This window comes from Patescibacteria group bacterium (assembly GCA_023380635.1).
Classification (GTDB): Bacteria; Patescibacteriota; Microgenomatia; order JAMCZE01; family JAMCZE01; genus JAMCRP01.
The window spans coordinates 268,892-284,784 of the sequence record JAMCRP010000001.1; the positions used below are offsets into that span (position 1 = coordinate 268,892).

The 15,893-nt window shown below is 46.3% G+C and carries 18 protein-coding genes; 3 read left to right on the forward strand and 15 right to left on the reverse strand.

The window, feature by feature from the left end; genetic code table 11:
* Positions 1 to 15: 15 nt before the first annotated feature.
* Complete coding sequence (gene trmD / locus M1403_01505) at positions 16 to 684, forward strand: tRNA (guanosine(37)-N1)-methyltransferase TrmD (protein MCL4397684.1); 669 nt, start codon at positions 16 to 18, stop codon at positions 682 to 684.
* Here trmD and M1403_01510 read toward each other — a convergent pair.
* The 11 genes from M1403_01510 to aspS form a co-directional block, all read right to left on the reverse strand.
* A complete protein-coding gene (locus M1403_01510) occupies positions 662 to 928 on the reverse strand; it encodes a hypothetical protein (protein MCL4397685.1) in 267 nt (88 codons plus the stop codon). The two genes, trmD and M1403_01510, sit on opposite strands and share 23 nt — an antisense overlap.
* On the reverse strand, positions 925 to 1,815 hold the full coding sequence (locus tag M1403_01515) for a CAP domain-containing protein (GenBank protein MCL4397686.1): 891 nt from the start codon (positions 1,813 to 1,815) through the stop codon (positions 925 to 927). The genes M1403_01510 and M1403_01515 overlap by 4 nt, the downstream gene beginning before the upstream one ends.
* Complete coding sequence (locus M1403_01520) at positions 1,816 to 2,556, reverse strand: hypothetical protein (GenBank protein MCL4397687.1); 741 nt, start codon at positions 2,554 to 2,556, stop codon at positions 1,816 to 1,818.
* Complete coding sequence (locus M1403_01525) at positions 2,553 to 4,979, reverse strand: lamin tail domain-containing protein (protein ID MCL4397688.1); 2,427 nt, start codon at positions 4,977 to 4,979, stop codon at positions 2,553 to 2,555. The genes M1403_01520 and M1403_01525 overlap by 4 nt, the downstream gene beginning before the upstream one ends.
* Complete coding sequence (locus tag M1403_01530) at positions 4,960 to 5,481, reverse strand: signal peptidase I (protein MCL4397689.1); 522 nt, start codon at positions 5,479 to 5,481, stop codon at positions 4,960 to 4,962. Before M1403_01530 ends, M1403_01525 begins: the two co-directional genes overlap by 20 nt.
* A gap of 54 nt (positions 5,482 to 5,535) precedes the next feature.
* The gene (locus M1403_01535; protein MCL4397690.1) at positions 5,536 to 6,120 is read right to left on the reverse strand and encodes a CalY family protein; all 585 of its coding nucleotides are present in this window, start codon (positions 6,118 to 6,120) and stop codon (positions 5,536 to 5,538) included.
* 161 nt (positions 6,121 to 6,281) lie between these two features.
* Positions 6,282 to 6,602, reverse strand: coding sequence for a hypothetical protein (locus M1403_01540; protein ID MCL4397691.1), 321 nt, complete (start codon positions 6,600 to 6,602; stop codon positions 6,282 to 6,284).
* 31 nt (positions 6,603 to 6,633) lie between these two features.
* Positions 6,634 to 6,912, reverse strand: coding sequence for a tRNA (adenosine(37)-N6)-threonylcarbamoyltransferase complex dimerization subunit type 1 TsaB (gene tsaB / locus M1403_01545; GenBank protein ID MCL4397692.1), 279 nt, complete (start codon positions 6,910 to 6,912; stop codon positions 6,634 to 6,636).
* A gap of 19 nt (positions 6,913 to 6,931) precedes the next feature.
* Complete coding sequence (gene tsaE, locus M1403_01550) at positions 6,932 to 7,339, reverse strand: tRNA (adenosine(37)-N6)-threonylcarbamoyltransferase complex ATPase subunit type 1 TsaE (protein ID MCL4397693.1); 408 nt, start codon at positions 7,337 to 7,339, stop codon at positions 6,932 to 6,934.
* Entirely contained in the window at positions 7,323 to 8,279 is a 957-nt protein-coding gene (locus tag M1403_01555; GenBank protein ID MCL4397694.1) for a D-alanyl-D-alanine carboxypeptidase, read from the reverse strand. Before M1403_01555 ends, tsaE begins: the two co-directional genes overlap by 17 nt.
* The gene (gene aspS, locus M1403_01560) at positions 8,257 to 9,585 is read right to left on the reverse strand and encodes an aspartate--tRNA(Asn) ligase (protein ID MCL4397695.1); all 1,329 of its coding nucleotides are present in this window, start codon (positions 9,583 to 9,585) and stop codon (positions 8,257 to 8,259) included. Before aspS ends, M1403_01555 begins: the two co-directional genes overlap by 23 nt.
* A gap of 213 nt (positions 9,586 to 9,798) precedes the next feature.
* On the opposite strand from aspS, the gene M1403_01565 reads away from it, so the two are divergent.
* Complete coding sequence (locus tag M1403_01565) at positions 9,799 to 10,182, forward strand: hypothetical protein (protein MCL4397696.1); 384 nt, start codon at positions 9,799 to 9,801, stop codon at positions 10,180 to 10,182.
* Here the strand turns inward: M1403_01565 and recJ are convergent.
* Complete coding sequence (gene recJ, locus M1403_01570) at positions 10,151 to 11,755, reverse strand: single-stranded-DNA-specific exonuclease RecJ (GenBank protein ID MCL4397697.1); 1,605 nt, start codon at positions 11,753 to 11,755, stop codon at positions 10,151 to 10,153. The genes M1403_01565 and recJ overlap by 32 nt on opposite strands.
* Here recJ and M1403_01575 point away from each other — a divergent pair.
* The gene (locus M1403_01575; protein MCL4397698.1) at positions 11,754 to 13,097 is read left to right on the forward strand and encodes a CCA tRNA nucleotidyltransferase; all 1,344 of its coding nucleotides are present in this window, start codon (positions 11,754 to 11,756) and stop codon (positions 13,095 to 13,097) included. The two genes, recJ and M1403_01575, sit on opposite strands and share 2 nt — an antisense overlap.
* On the opposite strand, the gene secF is transcribed toward M1403_01575, so the two are convergent.
* Genes secF through M1403_01590 form a run of 3 tightly spaced genes read right to left on the reverse strand, consistent with a single transcriptional unit; the run spans position 13,056 to position 15,870 of the window.
* Complete coding sequence (gene secF / locus M1403_01580; protein ID MCL4397699.1) at positions 13,056 to 13,949, reverse strand: protein translocase subunit SecF; 894 nt, start codon at positions 13,947 to 13,949, stop codon at positions 13,056 to 13,058. The two genes, M1403_01575 and secF, sit on opposite strands and share 42 nt — an antisense overlap.
* Positions 13,946 to 15,259, reverse strand: coding sequence for a protein translocase subunit SecD (gene secD / locus M1403_01585; GenBank protein MCL4397700.1), 1,314 nt, complete (start codon positions 15,257 to 15,259; stop codon positions 13,946 to 13,948). Before secD ends, secF begins: the two co-directional genes overlap by 4 nt.
* A 35-nt stretch (positions 15,260 to 15,294) precedes the next feature.
* Positions 15,295 to 15,870, reverse strand: a complete 576-nt coding sequence (locus M1403_01590) for a hypothetical protein (protein MCL4397701.1) — start codon at positions 15,868 to 15,870, stop codon at positions 15,295 to 15,297.
* Between the last annotated feature and the right edge of the window lie 23 nt (positions 15,871 to 15,893).

Below are 15,893 nucleotides of genomic sequence, written 5' to 3' on the forward strand. Positions count from 1 at the left end.
GGCTAAAATACAGCTATGAAGATCGATGTTCTCACTCTCTTTCCGCAAATGTTTTCCGGTCCGTTTGATCAAAGTATTGTGAAGCGGGCAAAGGATAAGGGACTGGTAAATATTGAGCTACATGATCTACGCCGCTGGGCCATTGACGAGCGTGGCTCCGTTGACGACCGGCCATATGGCGGCGGTGTTGGCATGGTTCTCAGAATTGAGCCTATTTATAACGCCATAGAAGACATTAAAAAGAGAAAAGGAAAAATTAGGATTGTGTTATTAGACGCCCGTGGCAATACTTTCTCTCAACCCAAAGCCAGGAGTTATTCAAAACTCGATCAACTTATCCTCATATGTGGTCATTACGAAGGAATAGACGAGAGAGTTAAGAAACTAGCCGACGAAAGTATTAGTATCGGTAATTATGTTTTAACCGGCGGCGAAATTCCGGCCATGGTCATTACTGATGCTGTGACCCGGCTGATCCCCGGGGTTTTAGAAAAACCAGAAGCTGTTCAAATAGAATCATTTTCTAACCAGCAACCAGAATCTAGCGACCAGTATCTAGAATATCCGCAGTATACGCGCCCCGAAGAATTTAATGGTTGGAAAGTTCCGGAAGTCCTTCTTTCCGGCAACCACGCCGAAATTAAAAAATGGCGGGAGAAAATCAGGCCCGCAGGAGAAAAATAATCAGGACAAAGGCTACCAGAGCAGCGATGGCAGTGTATTCCCCAATTACCTTCAAAGCCAGATTGCCTTCATGAAAATGATGTAACACTCCCCACAAAACATAAAGAACCGACAGCAAAATCACATCCGCGATTTGAGCGGCCAAATCGAAACGATAATAAATTAGTCCCGCTAGCCCCAAACCCACAATCAGAGCTAACAGCAGGAAATCGACACCGTGTCTGAGGGCAGAATGAACTTTCATAAGACGATGCCTCGGCCGATAAGATTAAGGGCAACTAACAAAGCTATAAGTAATACTAGATGCGCCAGATTGTGCCCGGAAAGCCGGACGGTTTTGCGCCGGTAAACCAGAGCACTATCCACTACCAAGACTCCGAGAAGCAGTACTGTCAAAGCCACAGAAACCGTCTTGGTTAATCCAAAAGCATCAATTTTTGGCTGGCTATTTCCTGTTTCCGTGTTTAGAATCATTCCCGCCGGAGTGCTCTGTTTTGCTGATTCGCTGCTGGTTTCCTGGACTTGCGCCGGCACTGAAGTCTCTTCAACCGTTGGCGTCCGAGCCGACTGCGCCCCAAACATTTGCACGACAAGTGTCGTCTCGTAACCATTATATTTCCCGTTAACCACCGCAAAGCCGACATCGGCATAGCGGGAATTAAGCAGATTTTCCCGATGCGAGGGTGAATTCATCCAAGCATCAACGACACTTTTAGAATCGCCAAAATCCCTCGCCAAATTTTCTCCGGCAAAAAGATAGCTGTAGCCGGCGGCGGTAATAAACGACCAAGGGTCTTTTCCCTGCGGCGAAGTGTGGGCCCAATACTGGTTGGCAAACATGTCCGCGGCTTTTGCTTCTGCTGCTCTATTAAGCTGATCATTAAGTTTTAGCGGCATCTGCCCGGCGGCGACTCTCTGGTCGTTGGTGTATTTAAGAAGATCGGTAACGGTGATATTACTGGCATAACCCAAAACTCCCGGATTAAATTTGGCGACGCCGGTGAGAATGATCTGAAAAACCAGCAGCAAAACAATGTAGGTCGTGACTGAAGAAACATGAAGTGCCTTAGCCTTGTGGTTATTACTCTGCCTCGGCGTTAAAAAATGCAGAAACGGTTCCAAAAGTCTCATCTACCCATTGTAAGACCTTTTTTGCCGGCGGTGCAACCAGATAAAAATCAGGAGGGCCAAAAACAAAAGAATTAGCAGCCATAACCACCAGTTGCTGTCGGTCTTATTATCCGCGTAGCCTAAAATCTCCGGCTGCAAGGCGGGACTGCCGGCCAGAGTGGCCGATCCCGAACCAAGATTGTCTTCGCTTCCCAAAATCTCCCCGGAGTACCCCCCCGAGGATTGGTTACTACTGGTAGCGGACAAAACCACCTGGCTGGAAGTTCCGGCAAAACCAATGACCAGATCAAAACTGGCTGATTTTCCCTGAAGCTCGTTACCCGGCTCCGGAGCCATTCGCACTTCCATATCAAAATTAGCTGTTTCGGCGCCATTCAAATTGTAAAGGTTTATCTGCCCGTCATCCCAAAACTGCTTCATAGTTTTTGCCGGGTTATCACCATATTGCACCACCCCGTTACTTAGAAACTTCACAAAAAATTTGTCCGCTATATTTTCAGACTGAGAAGTATTAATTGCTTGGACAGATAAAGTATGCCCGGTATTGCCCAAATTTTTAACACTAAAAGATCTTGTCATCGAGATTCCCGGCGCCCAAACTGCCCCGGAAGGAAACAGCGGACTGTCAGCAGTCACCTGAAGGTCGCCGGAAGTCATCGTGGCAGCTTGGACCGCGCCAGCCCTCAGTCCCGAGAAAACTATCAGAAGAATAAATATCAATAGACTGCGGCGAAAGTTCATGGTAGTTCTTTTGTCAGCAGGACAGACGAGTTGTCCGGCCTAAATAGCCAGACCTGAAGTTTAAAATTATGCGGGTTAGTATAGTAAGTACAAACTATCCCTTCGGTCGAACAGGTTGCCAGCTTAATACCGTCTTTCGTAAAAGGATCTTCTCCGGTCAGATTGACATTATTGCCCACCACCCCATCAGAAACGGTATCCGTATCGTAGTTTAACTGGTAATTAAATTTGTCGAAAGAACTGATATTTTTCAAGGTAAAGGATACCGTTTTCTGATCGTCGGCCATAACCAGGTCCAAAGTTGGCATCGCTGCTTCAGTGGCCGCAATTTCCGCGCTTTCCGTCGCCGGGATAATTTCAGACTTTAACTCCTGTTCCGCCCGGTTAGGCGCCCCTGGTGTTCCCCGGTCGTCGGCGGTTCCTTTAAAGTACAAAGCGGTTGTTGCGGGATCGGTATCGGTATACCAGGAAAGCGGCTTTGACCCGTCACCCACTGTGGCCACTCTTTCCATCGCGTAATGTTTGTTCCCATCATGCAAACCTTCTCCCGGAGTTGTCCCATTCCAAGCCTGATCAATCAAATTATTTTCGTCGGCTGTTTCTACCAGTTTAATTTCCAAGTTGTTATTAGACAAAGATATGCCCGGCGCAACCAGGTTCACATGAACACTGCTGTTAAGATCAGACTTGCTGTCTCCCGAATTGTAATGAGAAATCAAAAAGTATCCCTTAGCCGCAATTGTTTGTCCCGAAAGGCTTATGGGCATGTCCTTAAACATATTATCGTTTTGGTTCCAAGCCATTAGCTTCAAAGCACTCATATCGATAGCCCGGTCGGTAGTATTGCGCAGTTCGATATATTCATCGGCTGATCCTGTCGCCGTTCCCATCCACATTAATTCATTAATCACGATGTCCCCTTCGTTTATTTCTGTTGGGGGATCAGCCAAAGGAGTTCTGACTGGAATAGTTGTATAGGCAATCTCCGACCAATTCGGCGCTTCATCGGCAGCTCTAACCGCGAAATAATAATCCGTGTCCGGTGTCAAGCCGTCGACATGAATACTTTCTGTCGATCCCGGATCGAGAGGCTGTTTTGGCTGTACCATTCTATTGGCCGCGTCAAAGCTGCTTTCATTAGTAATGGGGCTTGTGGAGTAGCGAATATCATATTGGGCCGCCGGACCGGAGGACCAATCGTTGCCATCATTGGCCGGAGCGGTCCAGTGCAAAGTAGCCATGTTCGGATAGGCCGGCTCCGCGGTTAAGTCAGTAATTTTTGCCGGTGCGGTTACATCAGTAATCACGACTAATTCGTTTATTGCCGAACTGTTGCCACTGTGATCCGTGCAGGAGTAATTGACATGGTGGGTCCCGCCCGTCGCGATACTAAAGCTGTTGCCGTTTTGCCAAACCCCGTCATCCACCTGATACCGGCAGCTTGCTTCCTCCGAAGAGCTAATGGTGTACACCGCGTGCGCCGGAACGGCCACATAATAAGTACTCACCTTTTTGATGTACGCCCAAGACTGGTAAGTGCGGTCCAAAGCATTTCCGGCATAAAGCGCCAGGTCAATGTTTGGCCCTCTAAAAGAACTCAGGTCATATTTAAATGTTTGCCAGCTCGAGCCAGCCACGCTGCTGTCCAGCCCTAAAACCTCCCGGCCATTAAGCCGGATCAAGAAACCGGGATCGTCACCATAGTCGTCACTCTTGAAGTTGTAATCCAAAGCCAAGGTCTTCGCCCCCGCCGGAAACGACTGCATCAGCCGGTTTTCCCAGACAAAATTTCCCAAATATTCCGGATCGCTGTTATCAGAGCCTATTTTTACCACTTTCTGCCCGTCAATAGTCGTCAGGCTGACATCACCCGTCGTTGTCCAGCCGCTTAAATCATCCTTAAAATCGCCATTAACGATTTTTTCTTCCACCAGTTTTGACCAGGAACCGGAAATAGAAAGCGAAACCGTGGGAGCCACCCGATCAATGGTTAACTTCCAAAGCGGCCCGAAATCACTTTCGTTATCGAAATTATCTTTGGTTTTAACATGCCAATAATAGGTTCCATCTTTCAAACCCGACTGGGAAATCTGCGGCTCTGTCAACCAGCCCGAGCGATACACCAGATCAGTCATGCCGGCATCACGATAAATCTCAAACTGATAGGAAATCGCCGTCACCCCCGGACAGGAACCGGTCACCGTGTTCCAGCTAAACACCGGATTAAGATCCCAAATTGCTCCCACAGAGAAACCGTCCGCCGGCGCGGGCCAAAACGGAAACGAAGGCGAGTTCCAACAGGCCATAGAAAAGTTCATTCCTTCTACCTTCGCTTCGCTGGTAAAGTAGGAGTTTGTCCCTTCTGTCTTGAGTAAGTTCAACAACAGAACCAGAAGTAGGATTTTAATTACTATCCTTCTCATTTCGTTTTTCCTGAATTAACCTTTTCACTTCATTTTTAATATTCAATAATTCGCTATAAACAATGACTGTCCCCGGAATAACAATTAAAATAATTAGCCCGGTTAAAGTTTGGGCAAATGAAACCGGGAAACCTAATAAGGGAACAGAAAATATAACTTTTCCGATAACATAACTCCTGAAAATCAGATCTTGATCGGGAGCATCATTCGCATCTCCTTTAACCCGATAATACTCGGAGCTTCCCTGCATTCCCGTTTCCACAATTCGATGGGTGACGGTAAATTTGTTTCCTGGAATCCTTGCCGTAATAACATCACCAATAGAATAATTTTTTTCTTCTTTATCTAATATCAATGATCCTTTGGGAATCTTTGGCGACATGCTGCCGGAATTAACCGTAAAGAATTTGTATTTTCCGGTAACAGGCAAAGACGGCGACGCGGCAAAAAATGCCAGAATTATAATTCCAGCAATTAGAAAATAAAGCGCAATGTTTCTCATATCTTTCCCTTAATGGATTGCCTCTCGGGCGAGAGGCAATCGGAAAAGGAACGATTAGAAATACGACGAACCAGTGTGAGATTGCTCCGCAAAAAATTGCAGGTCAAAACTTGCCGATTGGCCCTGGTAATTATTATCCACTGTTGTGGGAACTTTGAAATCCAAAATTATAGTGTCGTTTTTTCCAGGCGCCAAAACATGCGCTGCAGTTGCATCTCGATATACTGCCGTTCCTAAAATATCAACGTTATTAAGCCATGTGGATACGGGCTGGCCGTTTCCCCAATCAGGCGTATAAATTCCTTGATCAGAACCCTCAACCTGACCATAAACCGTGACTCTTAGTACCCCCAATAAATTAGGATTGGTCTGATTAATAGCACTTACTCTAAGAGAAGCGATGTCTAAAGTTCCACTATTACCTAGCGTAACCCATTTTCGAACCATGTCTCCGGGCTTAAGATTGGGAAAACTTACATGAGTTGTCCAGCTAGCGGAATTATTGCTTAGCTTCAGTGTTCCGGTCGCAAAGCTCATCCCGCTTATTGTCGAAGTGTCATTAAAATAGGCAGCAGTAGAACCAGCGACTGCGGCCGTAAGCGCCAAACAAATTAGTAAGCTTAAAATAATTCTCCTCATAATTCACCTCCTTCTAGATGATTTTTTTCCAAAAAAAATGGCCAGACTTACAAAGAAGCTGGCCTAACCGTATTTTTCTGAGACAAAATCGCCCTCTCTCATCACTGACAGGCAGTACCTTGAGGATATAGCCTCTTATATAGGATTGTCAAGGGGAAGATTTATTGGGGTTTATGGGCGAGAGCTAGCGAAGAAAGTCCGGAAACGAGAACTAAGCCCATAACAAGATAACCAAAATCTTCCGGACCGGTGGATGGAATAGCGGAAACAGTGGAAGTTTTACTGCCGCCATTATTCAGTAAAGATGACGGTGTGGCTGACTCAGTGTTTTCTTCCGGCGGGGTACTGGTGACAACCGGCGGTTTCGGAGTGAGAAATCTTTCGCGGATGCGTTCGCCTGTCCAGCGGGCCAAAAGCACGACCAAGACCAAAAGAATGATGCCGACAATGATCGCTGCTGCCTGACGGGCTCTCTCTTCCATAACCGCAATATACACTACAGGCTGTTTTTTGTCAATTGTATTTCGGCGTGCCCTTCACCGGAATTCCCAAAGCAAAGCCCAAAGCATTGGCAATCGCCGCTCCCACCCGCAAACCAGTGAAGCTTCCCGGGCCAGGATTAATCTCTATGACTGTAATATCTTTCAGGGTTTTACCTTGCTCTTTAAGAAGTTCTTCAATCATTGGCAACACCACCTGCGACCGCCAGACCGAGGAATCCCGAACAAGTTCCCGCCGGCCAACTTTTACGGTTGTTTTTTGGTTAGAAGCGGTATCAATATAAAGCTTCATGCTTACTCCTTGCTGCTTGCTACGTACTACTCATCTCTATCTCTCTTTGCGTTTCACCAATAATGCTGATTTTCACTTCCCAATAGTGTTTCGGCAGCGCATTTTTGATTATCTCCGGCCATTCAATAACCACAATATTTTTCGGATCAGCCAGAATTTCCCGAATACCGATAGCCTCTGCCTCTTCCTTATTTTGCAACCGGTATAAGTCGATATGCCAGAAGTGGTTATATTTCCTGGCAATAATAAACGTCGGGCTGGATATCCGCCTTCTTATTCCTAACCCTTGGGCAAGACCCTGGACAAGGGTAGTTTTACCCGCCCCCAACTCTCCGATCAAACAAACTACTCCGCCATCTTTGACTTTAGCGGCCAGCTTTTTTCCGAAACTTTTTGTTTGGGCAGCGGTTTTAGTTACTGATTTCATAGGGATTAATCCAGGTAAAATTGCGGTAAGCCCACTCCTGGAGCCGGGCCGAATCGCCAAAGCGGTCATCACTTTTCAGCACTACGGAAATTATCCGGTGGCCGTCACGGGAAACCGAAGCCACCAAGCACTCCCCGGCCAGATCCGTAAACCCCGTCTTCACTCCGTCGGCTCCGTAAAGATAGCCCAGAAATTTGTTCACATTTTTCAGCTGAAAAAATTTCTTACCGGTAGTGTCGGACAAAGTAATGCCGTATGTCGCCACCGCCTCGGAAATAAGAGGGTTTTTCAAAGCGACGGCAGTTAAAAGCGAAATGTCCCGGGCTGAAGAGTAGTGATTATCCGTGTCCAGTCCGCTGGGATTTTCAAAATGAGTATTATTCATGTGCAAATTCTGGGCCTTTTTATTCATTGAGTAAATAAAGTTCTCAAATCCTCCGGGATAATTATCAGCCAAAGTATACGCGGCATCATTGCCTGACGGCACCAGCAGACCGTAGATTAAATTTCTAACCGTCAGCTTATCTCCGATCTTCAAACCCATGTCTGACTCGCCATCCACCGGGGCTAAACGACGAACTGTCAGTACCCGATCAAGCGGATAGTATTCCAAAGCCACCAGGGCAGTCATCAGCTTGGTAATTGAGGCCGGGCGAAGTTTTTCGTTGGGATTAAGACTGAAAATAGTTACCCCTGATTGTAAGTCCACAACCACCGCTGATCTGGCCGAAATTTCCGGCGGCGCTTCCGTTCCGGTTTTCAGAGGATAACTGCTCGGGACAAAGCTGTCAAACTCTGTCGCCCGCACCAGCGGCGGCCTTGGAACCAGTTGTAAAGTTTCATAATAATTTTGTCCCGGCAGGAAAAACAGAAATAAAAGCAGAGCTGCCAGGGGCCACAGCCGAAGCGTTAGCGGCCTACTTACCAGTTTTTTTTTCATGAGCTTTTAACCGAAAGTCTACCCGCTCCATATCGCGGGGAAAAAGCGAAGCTTCCCGAATGTTTGGTAGATCCAGAATCTTCATTGTCGTTCGCTCCAAACCGTAGGAAAAGCCCCCATGCGGCGGCATTCCATATTTAAAAGCCTGAAGGTACATCTCAAAATTGGCCGGATTCATTCCCCGCTCCTTAATTATTTCCACTAATTGGTCATAGTCGTGAACCCGCTGGGCCCCACTGCTAATTTCCAGGCCTTTATAAAGCAAGTCATAGCTCAAACTGTATTCTGGATCTTTAGGATCCGGCAGAGAATAAAACGCCCGTTTCTTGGTTGGGAAATGAGTGATTATTACTATATCGCTATCATGTTTTTCCAGTGCCCAAGCGCCTATCTCTTTCTCATCCTCCGGCATTAAATCCTTTTCTTTTCGATGATCAACGCCGGTTCGCTCGAAGATAACTTGCTGAGCTTCCCGCAGGGTCAGGCGGGGAATCTTGCTATAAACTTTGCTGGGCGCCACACCAAGATATTTCAGTGACGGCGCCGCAGTTTCCTGAGCATAAGCCACCGTTCCGGCAAATGTCTTGCCCAGAAGATCAACAAGCTCATCGAACTCGGCAAAGGCGATTTCGCAATCCAGTTGAACTGATTCCACCAAGTGTCTGGTGGTGATTGATGGTTCAGCACGGTAGATGTGAGAAATCAAATATACCCGCTCGAAGACTCCGGCCATGATTTGCTTGTAAAGCTGGGGGCTCTGAACCATAAAAGCCTCGTGTCCAAAATAATCAAACCGAAAGACTTCTGAACCGCCTTCAGTTGATGAGGCAGAAACTGTCGGCACAAAAACTTCCGTACAACCAAATTCTTTAGCGGTTTTTCGAAAACCTTCGGCCACGGCTTCCTGAACCTTAAATATTGCCCTAATCCTTTCGTGGCGAAGAGTTAAGGCACGGTGATCAAGCAGCGTCGGCAGTTCCAGATCGAGTTCCGGCTTACCCATGTCAAAAGGATAAGTTTCTGATTTCGCCAGAACTTTGATTTCTTTGGCCTCCAGTTCCACCTTTCCGGTTTCCAGTTTCGTATTTACCAGTTTTTCCGGCCTGGCCTTGACCAGTCCAGTTATCTCCACCGCGTCGCCCACTCCGGCTTCGCAGGAAGTACAAACTACCTGAAGAGTAGCACTCCTGTCCCAGACATCAAGAAATATAATCTTTCCGTGATCGCGGCGCACGCTGACCCAACCGTCAATTAACACGGTCTTTCCAACCTGCCCGACAGTATCTTTTATAAGAGTCCGTTCCATACTGATAGTTTAGCTGGCCCGTTGGGTCTTGACAAGTAGTCATTAGTTTTTCTAAAATTCAGGGGTCATGCAAAAGAATTATCGCTTTACCTCTCTTATTATTGCCGTCCGGCTTTGGACGGAGAAATAAGGTGAGAGGCCGATAATTAAAAGCAAAAAAAATAAATTAAATAACGCAGCCTCTCACTAAAAAGAGAGGCATTTTTTATGCCGATGTTTAAAAAAATACCCGAAGTTGATAAGTTCGAAGTTAGTTTGAGATTTCAAGGAATTAGGGAATGCCAAGAAGAGCTTGAACGGCTTAAGGAGAAAACTGATGCGGCCTCTCTAGCGCGTTGCCGCAAAATAAGAGTTCGCCTGGCTGGACTTCACCAGGCAGTTAAGAACCTCTTAGGACAGAAGGGGGGTGAAAAAATGGAAATCCTGAAATTATCTAAAAACGATGCTACGAGATTAAGCGAAGCGACAGATACCGTCTTAAGAACGGCCGATGAAGATGATCCGAGATTTTTCCCTGAACCCTACATGGAACTACGCGAAATGGCTAAAATGGCAAACGCTTCTCCTAGGAAAAGGGTGACACCCGAAGATCTTTAACTTTGAGCTGAAGTTTATGATTGAAATTAAAAGTATCCAGGGAAATTGAGTAGGCGATCCGAATTGAATCGCCTACTTTTAGTTTGGGCAGCCAGCCTCCCATATTGAAAGCGATGGCATCAAGACCGCTGACAACCAATTTCAGGTGTTTCCCATCCTGACCAACCGTCCGGATATTTTCCACCGCCACTGTACTGGCAAAAACCGGTTCCGGATTGCCCAAGCCAAACGGCGCCATTTTAGTTATCTCCTGATAAAGTTCCATGGTTACTTGGTCCAGTGGCAATTCCATATCCACCCGCAGATTTCTTTCCAGCAGATCATCGGTTATTTGTTTTCTAGCGTATTCACTAATCGCAATCTTGAACTCCTCTATCCTTGCGGTTTCAATCGAGAATCCAGCCGCCATCGGATGACCACCGGCATTAATCAGAAGTTTATCGCAAGCTCTTATCGCTTCGATAATATTAAAGCCGGCAATAGATCTGGCCGAAGCCTTACTCACCCCATCAGCTTTGGCAATAACAATTGCCGGCAGATAGTATTCCTCTACCAGTTTGCCGGCAACCAGACCGATGACACCCTGGTGGTACGATTCATGATCGATTACCAATATCCTGTCCTCGTCCCGCTTAACACTTAATGCCTTCAGTTTGGCATGGTCGCTCATATCCGCCGTCATTGTTTGCCGATCTTTATTGGTATCATTTAAAATTTTTGCTAACTCCCGGGCTTTACTCGAATCGTTGGTACAAAGCAGTCGCAAGGCGGTTAAGGCGCTTTCAATCCTTCCGGAGGCATTTAGCCTCGGACCGACGATATAACCGATTTCATAGGTTCCGATGCTGTTTATCCCCGCCACATCAAACAACGCCCGTAGTCCGACTCGCGGTGTTCTCTGCAGGGCCTCCAGACCAAATTTGACGATCGACCGATTGATTCCAACCAGAGGCAATAGATCAGTGATCGTGGCAATCGCCGCCAGTTCCAGAAGATTATCTTCAAGTCCCATTGCCCGGGCCATAAAATAGGCAACGCCCGCCGCGCAAAGTTTTGGCGTGTGAATAATGGCGTAAGCTTTTGGCAGCTTTTTGGGTTTTTCGTGATGATCAAGAATAATGACATCAATTTTTTTCTTTGCGGCGTAGTCCACGGCCTTATGGGCCACAATACCGCTGTCGACAGCGATAATTAATTTTGTTCCAGCATGTTTTTTATCGGCCAGAATGGTATCGATACCGTCAACTGACAAACCATAACCTTCTTTTTCCCGCGACGGGATAAAAGGCAAAACTTTTGCCCCTAATTTGTTCAGGGCTTCCCACATAATCGCCGTGGCGCAAATACCGTCAGCGTCATAATCACCGTAGACCACAATCGGCTCCTTTTTCTTTACTGCCCGGCGAATTCTTGTGACCGCTTTCCTCGAATCTAATTTAAAGTCCGGAAATGGCGGGTTTAAAAATTCTTCCCGATCTTTTTTGGAAGAAATTCCTCTGTTTTCCAAAAGACTGTCAACAATTTTTAACTTTTTACTTTGAACATTTGACTTGGCTAAAATGTTCCACTTCATGCTAGAATCATATCATATGATCGAGCTTCCGGATCAAGTTCAGGAATTCATTAACACCGTCGAAAAAGCCGGTTTTGAGGCTTATGCTGTCGGCGGTTCCGTCCGGGATACTCTCTTAGGTAGACCGACAAAACAGTGGGACTTTACGACAAACGCCATGCCGGGTGAAATCCAAAAGATTTTCCCGGATAGCTTTTATAACAACAAATACGGCACTGTCGGAGTAAAAGTTGACGGAGATATTTATGAAATCACGACTTTTCGCAAAGAAGGAAAATATTCCGATATCCGCCACCCTGACGAAATTTCCTGGGCCAAAACTCTTGAGGAAGATTTAGCCAGAAGAGAGTTAACCATCTCGGCCATAGCCACCGACGGCAAGAAAATAATTGACCCTTATCGCGGCCGGGAAGATTTGCAAAAGAAAGTTGTCAAATCCGTCGGCAACCCGAACGATCGCTTTAAAGAGGACGCTTTGCGCATGATCCGGGCAATTCGTATTGCCACCCAATTGGGTTTTAACATTGAGGAAAAAACCTTTGCCGCTATCAAGGAAAACGCCGGGCTCATTACTACTGTCAGCGGCGAAAGGATTCGCGAAGAACTGATAAAAATTTTATCATCCGACTACCCGGCCGACGGTGTCCAACTTTTATATAACGCCGGGTTACTGGACTATATTTTGCCGGAACTAACCAAGGGTGTGGGCATGAGACAACCCGGTCACCACATCAGTGATGTCTTTACTCATAGTCTTGACGCTCTGCGGTTTACTAAGAATCCCGACTGGCTGGTGCGGTTTGCGACTCTAATTCATGACATCGGCAAACCGGCTACCTATAAAGAATTAAACGAAAAGCCGACTTTCTATAACCATGAAGTCGTGGGCGCCCACATTGCCAGAGATATTGCCAACCGGTTGCACTTTAGCAAAGAAGACAGAGAAAAACTGTATCTGCTGGTCCGGTGGCACATGTTCACTGTCAGTGAACTGCTCACTGACGCTGCTATCCGCCGGTTTATCAAAAGAGTTGGCCCGGAAAACACCAGCGATATGCTGGATTTACGTATTGGTGACAGATTAGGTTCCGGTTCCCGGGAAACTTCCTGGAGATTAGAGAAATTTAAAGAAAGAATTATTGAGGTTCAAAAACACACGCCATCGGTTAAAGATCTTAAGGTAAACGGCAAAGATGTTATGGAAGTCTTGCATATTAAACCCGGCCCTAAAGTCGGCCAGGTCTTAAACAAATTATTCGATGAAATTACTGAAGACCCGTCAAAAAATAACCGGGAATATTTACTTTCGCGGATTCCTTCTTTGCTCCCAAAGGATAAGTAGTGGCGCGGCGTTGAAAATGCTGCTGTAAGTTCCGGAGAAAATACCGATTAGCAAGGCGATCACAAACCAGCGAATTGATTCTCCGCCGAAAAGGACCAGAGCGAGTAAGGTGAAAAGTACCGTCAGGGATGTGGTCATTGACCGGGCTAAAGTCTGCAACACCGACTCATTGACCACTTCTTCAAAATTAACCTTTCCGGCTGTTCTTCTCAAGTTTTCTCTAATTCTATCGAAGACAACAATTGTGTCGTGAACACTAAACCCTATTACTGTCAGTAATGCCGTTACAAAAAGGGCATCAATTTCCACATGGAAGAAATGACCCAGGATTGAAAATATACCCGTGACCACCAACACATCATGCAAGAGGGCGACTACCGCGGAAACCCCAAATTTCCAGGGCGAATAGGGTTTGGGAATTTCCCGGAAAGCATAGGCAATATAAACAATTATTGCTAACGAGGCGACTCCGACTGATTGCATGGCTTTATTGGTTAATTCCTGACCAATTACAGGACCAACTGTTTCGAAGCGGGAAATCGAAATCTGCGAACCAAGCTTAGAAGTTAAGTCTGCAAATAGTTTGTCTTTAGTAGCGTTATCGATAGCCTTTGTCCGAAAAATGAAATCGCCACCTCCGGCTCTTTGGATCGAAAAAACTTCTACTTGATCTTTCGTGAAAATATCTTTTATTTGATTGCTGTCCGGCCAGCCAGTCACTTCCAAAAGTGATCCGCCGGTGAAATCAATCGATGGATTTAGTTTCCATTTAATTAAGGAAAAAAGACCCGGCAAAATTACCAGTGAAGAAATGGCAAAAAATAACCATTTAAAGCGCATCAAGTTTGTCATTTTTGAATAAACAATCTAAGTAATGTTCTGGTTACCGTTACAGCCGTAAATAACGAAACGGTGATGCCAATGGCCAAAGTAACAGCAAAACCGCGAACGGCGCCAGTGCCAAACCAATACAGAATCGCACAGGTAATCAGTGATGACATATTAGAATCCCGAATGGACGGAAACGCCCGGGTGAAACCCAATTCCATGGCCGCCAGCCGGTTTCGCCCCCAGCGAATCTCTTCCTTCATTCTTTCAAAAATCAATATATTGGCATCCACCGCCATACCGATCGAGAGAATAAACCCGGCAATGCCAGCCAAGGTTAAAGTTACCGGAATTAGCTTAAAAATCGCCATGACGGTTAACGAATAAATTACCAGAGCCAGATCTGCGAACAGCCCCAACTTACCGTAGTTGGCGATCATGAACAAAGCGACGATTGATAACCCGACCAACCCGGCAATTAAGCTTTTATGGATCGAATCCTGTCCCAGAGTTGCTCCAATTGACCTTTGCTCCACCACCCTGACGGGCGCCGGTAACGCTCCAGAATTAAGCTCGATGGCAATCTCCTTTGCCTGCTGGGCTGTGAACTGCCCGGTAATAACCGCCTGACCGTTAGGAATAACGCTTTGAACAGTCGGAGCTAGGAGAAGTTGGTTGTCCAGGAAAATCGCCACCCGCTTGCCGATGTTCTCTTTGGTAATCTGCGCAAACTTTTGAGTTCCCTGATCATTAAAAGCCAGCTGAACATCCGGTTCCCCTGTTTGCTGATCAAAACCAGGAGTAGCTTTTTGTAAATCCTTTCCGGTGAGGTTAGTTAGTACTTGGTACGGTCCATATATTTGGGCCGCTTCCGTGGCCACATTGGCCGAATCTGTTGCCGCTTCTTCCCGAAAAGTCAGTTCCGCGGTTTTGCCGATCAGATCCAGAGCTTGCTGAACATCAGTTACTCCGGCCAATTCCACTACAATCCGGTAGTCGTTATTTACTTTTGAAGTCTGAACGACTGGTTCGGAAATACCGTAAAGGTTCACCCGCCGTTCAATAATACTTTTTAAAGAATCCAGGGCCGTCTGCCGGTCGGAAGGATTAATGTTACTCATATCCGCCTGTAGTGTCAGCTGAGTTCCTCCGGCCAAATCCAGTCCTTCTTTTATTTCCAAATCCCGGGAAATTTGGTTACCGAGGATGTCAAAGTTAAAGTTCGGCCGGTTAAATTTCAGCCGCTGAAAGCTGACCGTTTTGGGCATGTCTACTAATATCGCCCCGACGGTCAACAAAACTATGAAGAGAATTAAATATTTTGACGGTTTCATTCTGAAGTTACCGGGTAATAATTTGCCAGCGTATTCTACGATATTAGTTCTTCTTCGTCACCCACGACCATAATCCGGGAACCATAGAGAATTCCCAGAATAAACGGGTCTTTTTTCTTCTTGCGGAAAACAAATTCTTCTTCCGTCATCGGCGTGAAGAAAATTTCCCGGCCCCGGCGCAGCTCTTCCTCGCGAACCAACGAGGCCACTTCGGCAACAACCACATTACCGACAATTAACAGATCGACCTCCTCGGCCGACCCGGGAATATTTCTGGCAAATTTTCCGGAAAGCATGGCAAACTTCACCCGGCCCAGTTTATTTTTATTTTTAATAATGGCCGCTCCCAGTCCGGAAGTTTTAGTCACCAATTCCAGAAGGTCGTAGTACAGCGGATAGTCTTTGCGGAAAGTATAGTAAAGCCTGTTGGCCCGGTGTTCTTTAGACACCATTCCGGCTTTTTCCATATGGGCCAGTTCCCGCCGAACAGCATTAATTTCCTCTTTAGTTTTACGCACCAGTTCACGGACATGAATTATCTGACCCGGAGAAGACAAAAAAATTTCGAGAAGTTTAACCCTAACCCTGGAAATGATGAGATCATTAAGCATAAAGCTTTATATCGGGCAGGGGT

Bases quoted from the DNA above. Each gene is read 5' to 3' on its own strand.
- trmD (MCL4397684.1), top strand. From the start codon at position 16: ATGAAGATCGATGTTCTCACTCTCTTTCCGCAAATGTTTTCCGGTCCG.
- M1403_01510 (MCL4397685.1), bottom strand. From the start codon at position 928: ATGAAAGTTCATTCTGCCCTCAGACACGGTGTCGATTTCCTGCTGTTA.
- M1403_01515 (MCL4397686.1), bottom strand. From the start codon at position 1,815: ATGAGACTTTTGGAACCGTTTCTGCATTTTTTAACGCCGAGGCAGAGT.
- M1403_01520 (MCL4397687.1), bottom strand. From the start codon at position 2,556: ATGAACTTTCGCCGCAGTCTATTGATATTTATTCTTCTGATAGTTTTC.
- M1403_01525 (MCL4397688.1), bottom strand. From the start codon at position 4,979: ATGAGAAGGATAGTAATTAAAATCCTACTTCTGGTTCTGTTGTTGAAC.
- M1403_01530 (MCL4397689.1), bottom strand. From the start codon at position 5,481: ATGAGAAACATTGCGCTTTATTTTCTAATTGCTGGAATTATAATTCTG.
- M1403_01535 (MCL4397690.1), bottom strand. From the start codon at position 6,120: ATGAGGAGAATTATTTTAAGCTTACTAATTTGTTTGGCGCTTACGGCC.
- M1403_01540 (MCL4397691.1), bottom strand. From the start codon at position 6,602: ATGGAAGAGAGAGCCCGTCAGGCAGCAGCGATCATTGTCGGCATCATT.
- tsaB (MCL4397692.1), bottom strand. From the start codon at position 6,912: ATGAAGCTTTATATTGATACCGCTTCTAACCAAAAAACAACCGTAAAA.
- tsaE (MCL4397693.1), bottom strand. From the start codon at position 7,339: ATGAAATCAGTAACTAAAACCGCTGCCCAAACAAAAAGTTTCGGAAAA.
- M1403_01555 (MCL4397694.1), bottom strand. From the start codon at position 8,279: ATGAAAAAAAAACTGGTAAGTAGGCCGCTAACGCTTCGGCTGTGGCCC.
- aspS (MCL4397695.1), bottom strand. From the start codon at position 9,585: ATGGAACGGACTCTTATAAAAGATACTGTCGGGCAGGTTGGAAAGACC.
- M1403_01565 (MCL4397696.1), top strand. From the start codon at position 9,799: ATGTTTAAAAAAATACCCGAAGTTGATAAGTTCGAAGTTAGTTTGAGA.
- M1403_01575 (MCL4397698.1), top strand. From the start codon at position 11,754: ATGCTAGAATCATATCATATGATCGAGCTTCCGGATCAAGTTCAGGAA.
- recJ (MCL4397697.1), bottom strand. From the start codon at position 11,755: ATGAAGTGGAACATTTTAGCCAAGTCAAATGTTCAAAGTAAAAAGTTA.
- secF (MCL4397699.1), bottom strand. From the start codon at position 13,949: ATGACAAACTTGATGCGCTTTAAATGGTTATTTTTTGCCATTTCTTCA.
- secD (MCL4397700.1), bottom strand. From the start codon at position 15,259: ATGAAACCGTCAAAATATTTAATTCTCTTCATAGTTTTGTTGACCGTC.
- M1403_01590 (MCL4397701.1), bottom strand. From the start codon at position 15,870: ATGCTTAATGATCTCATCATTTCCAGGGTTAGGGTTAAACTTCTCGAA.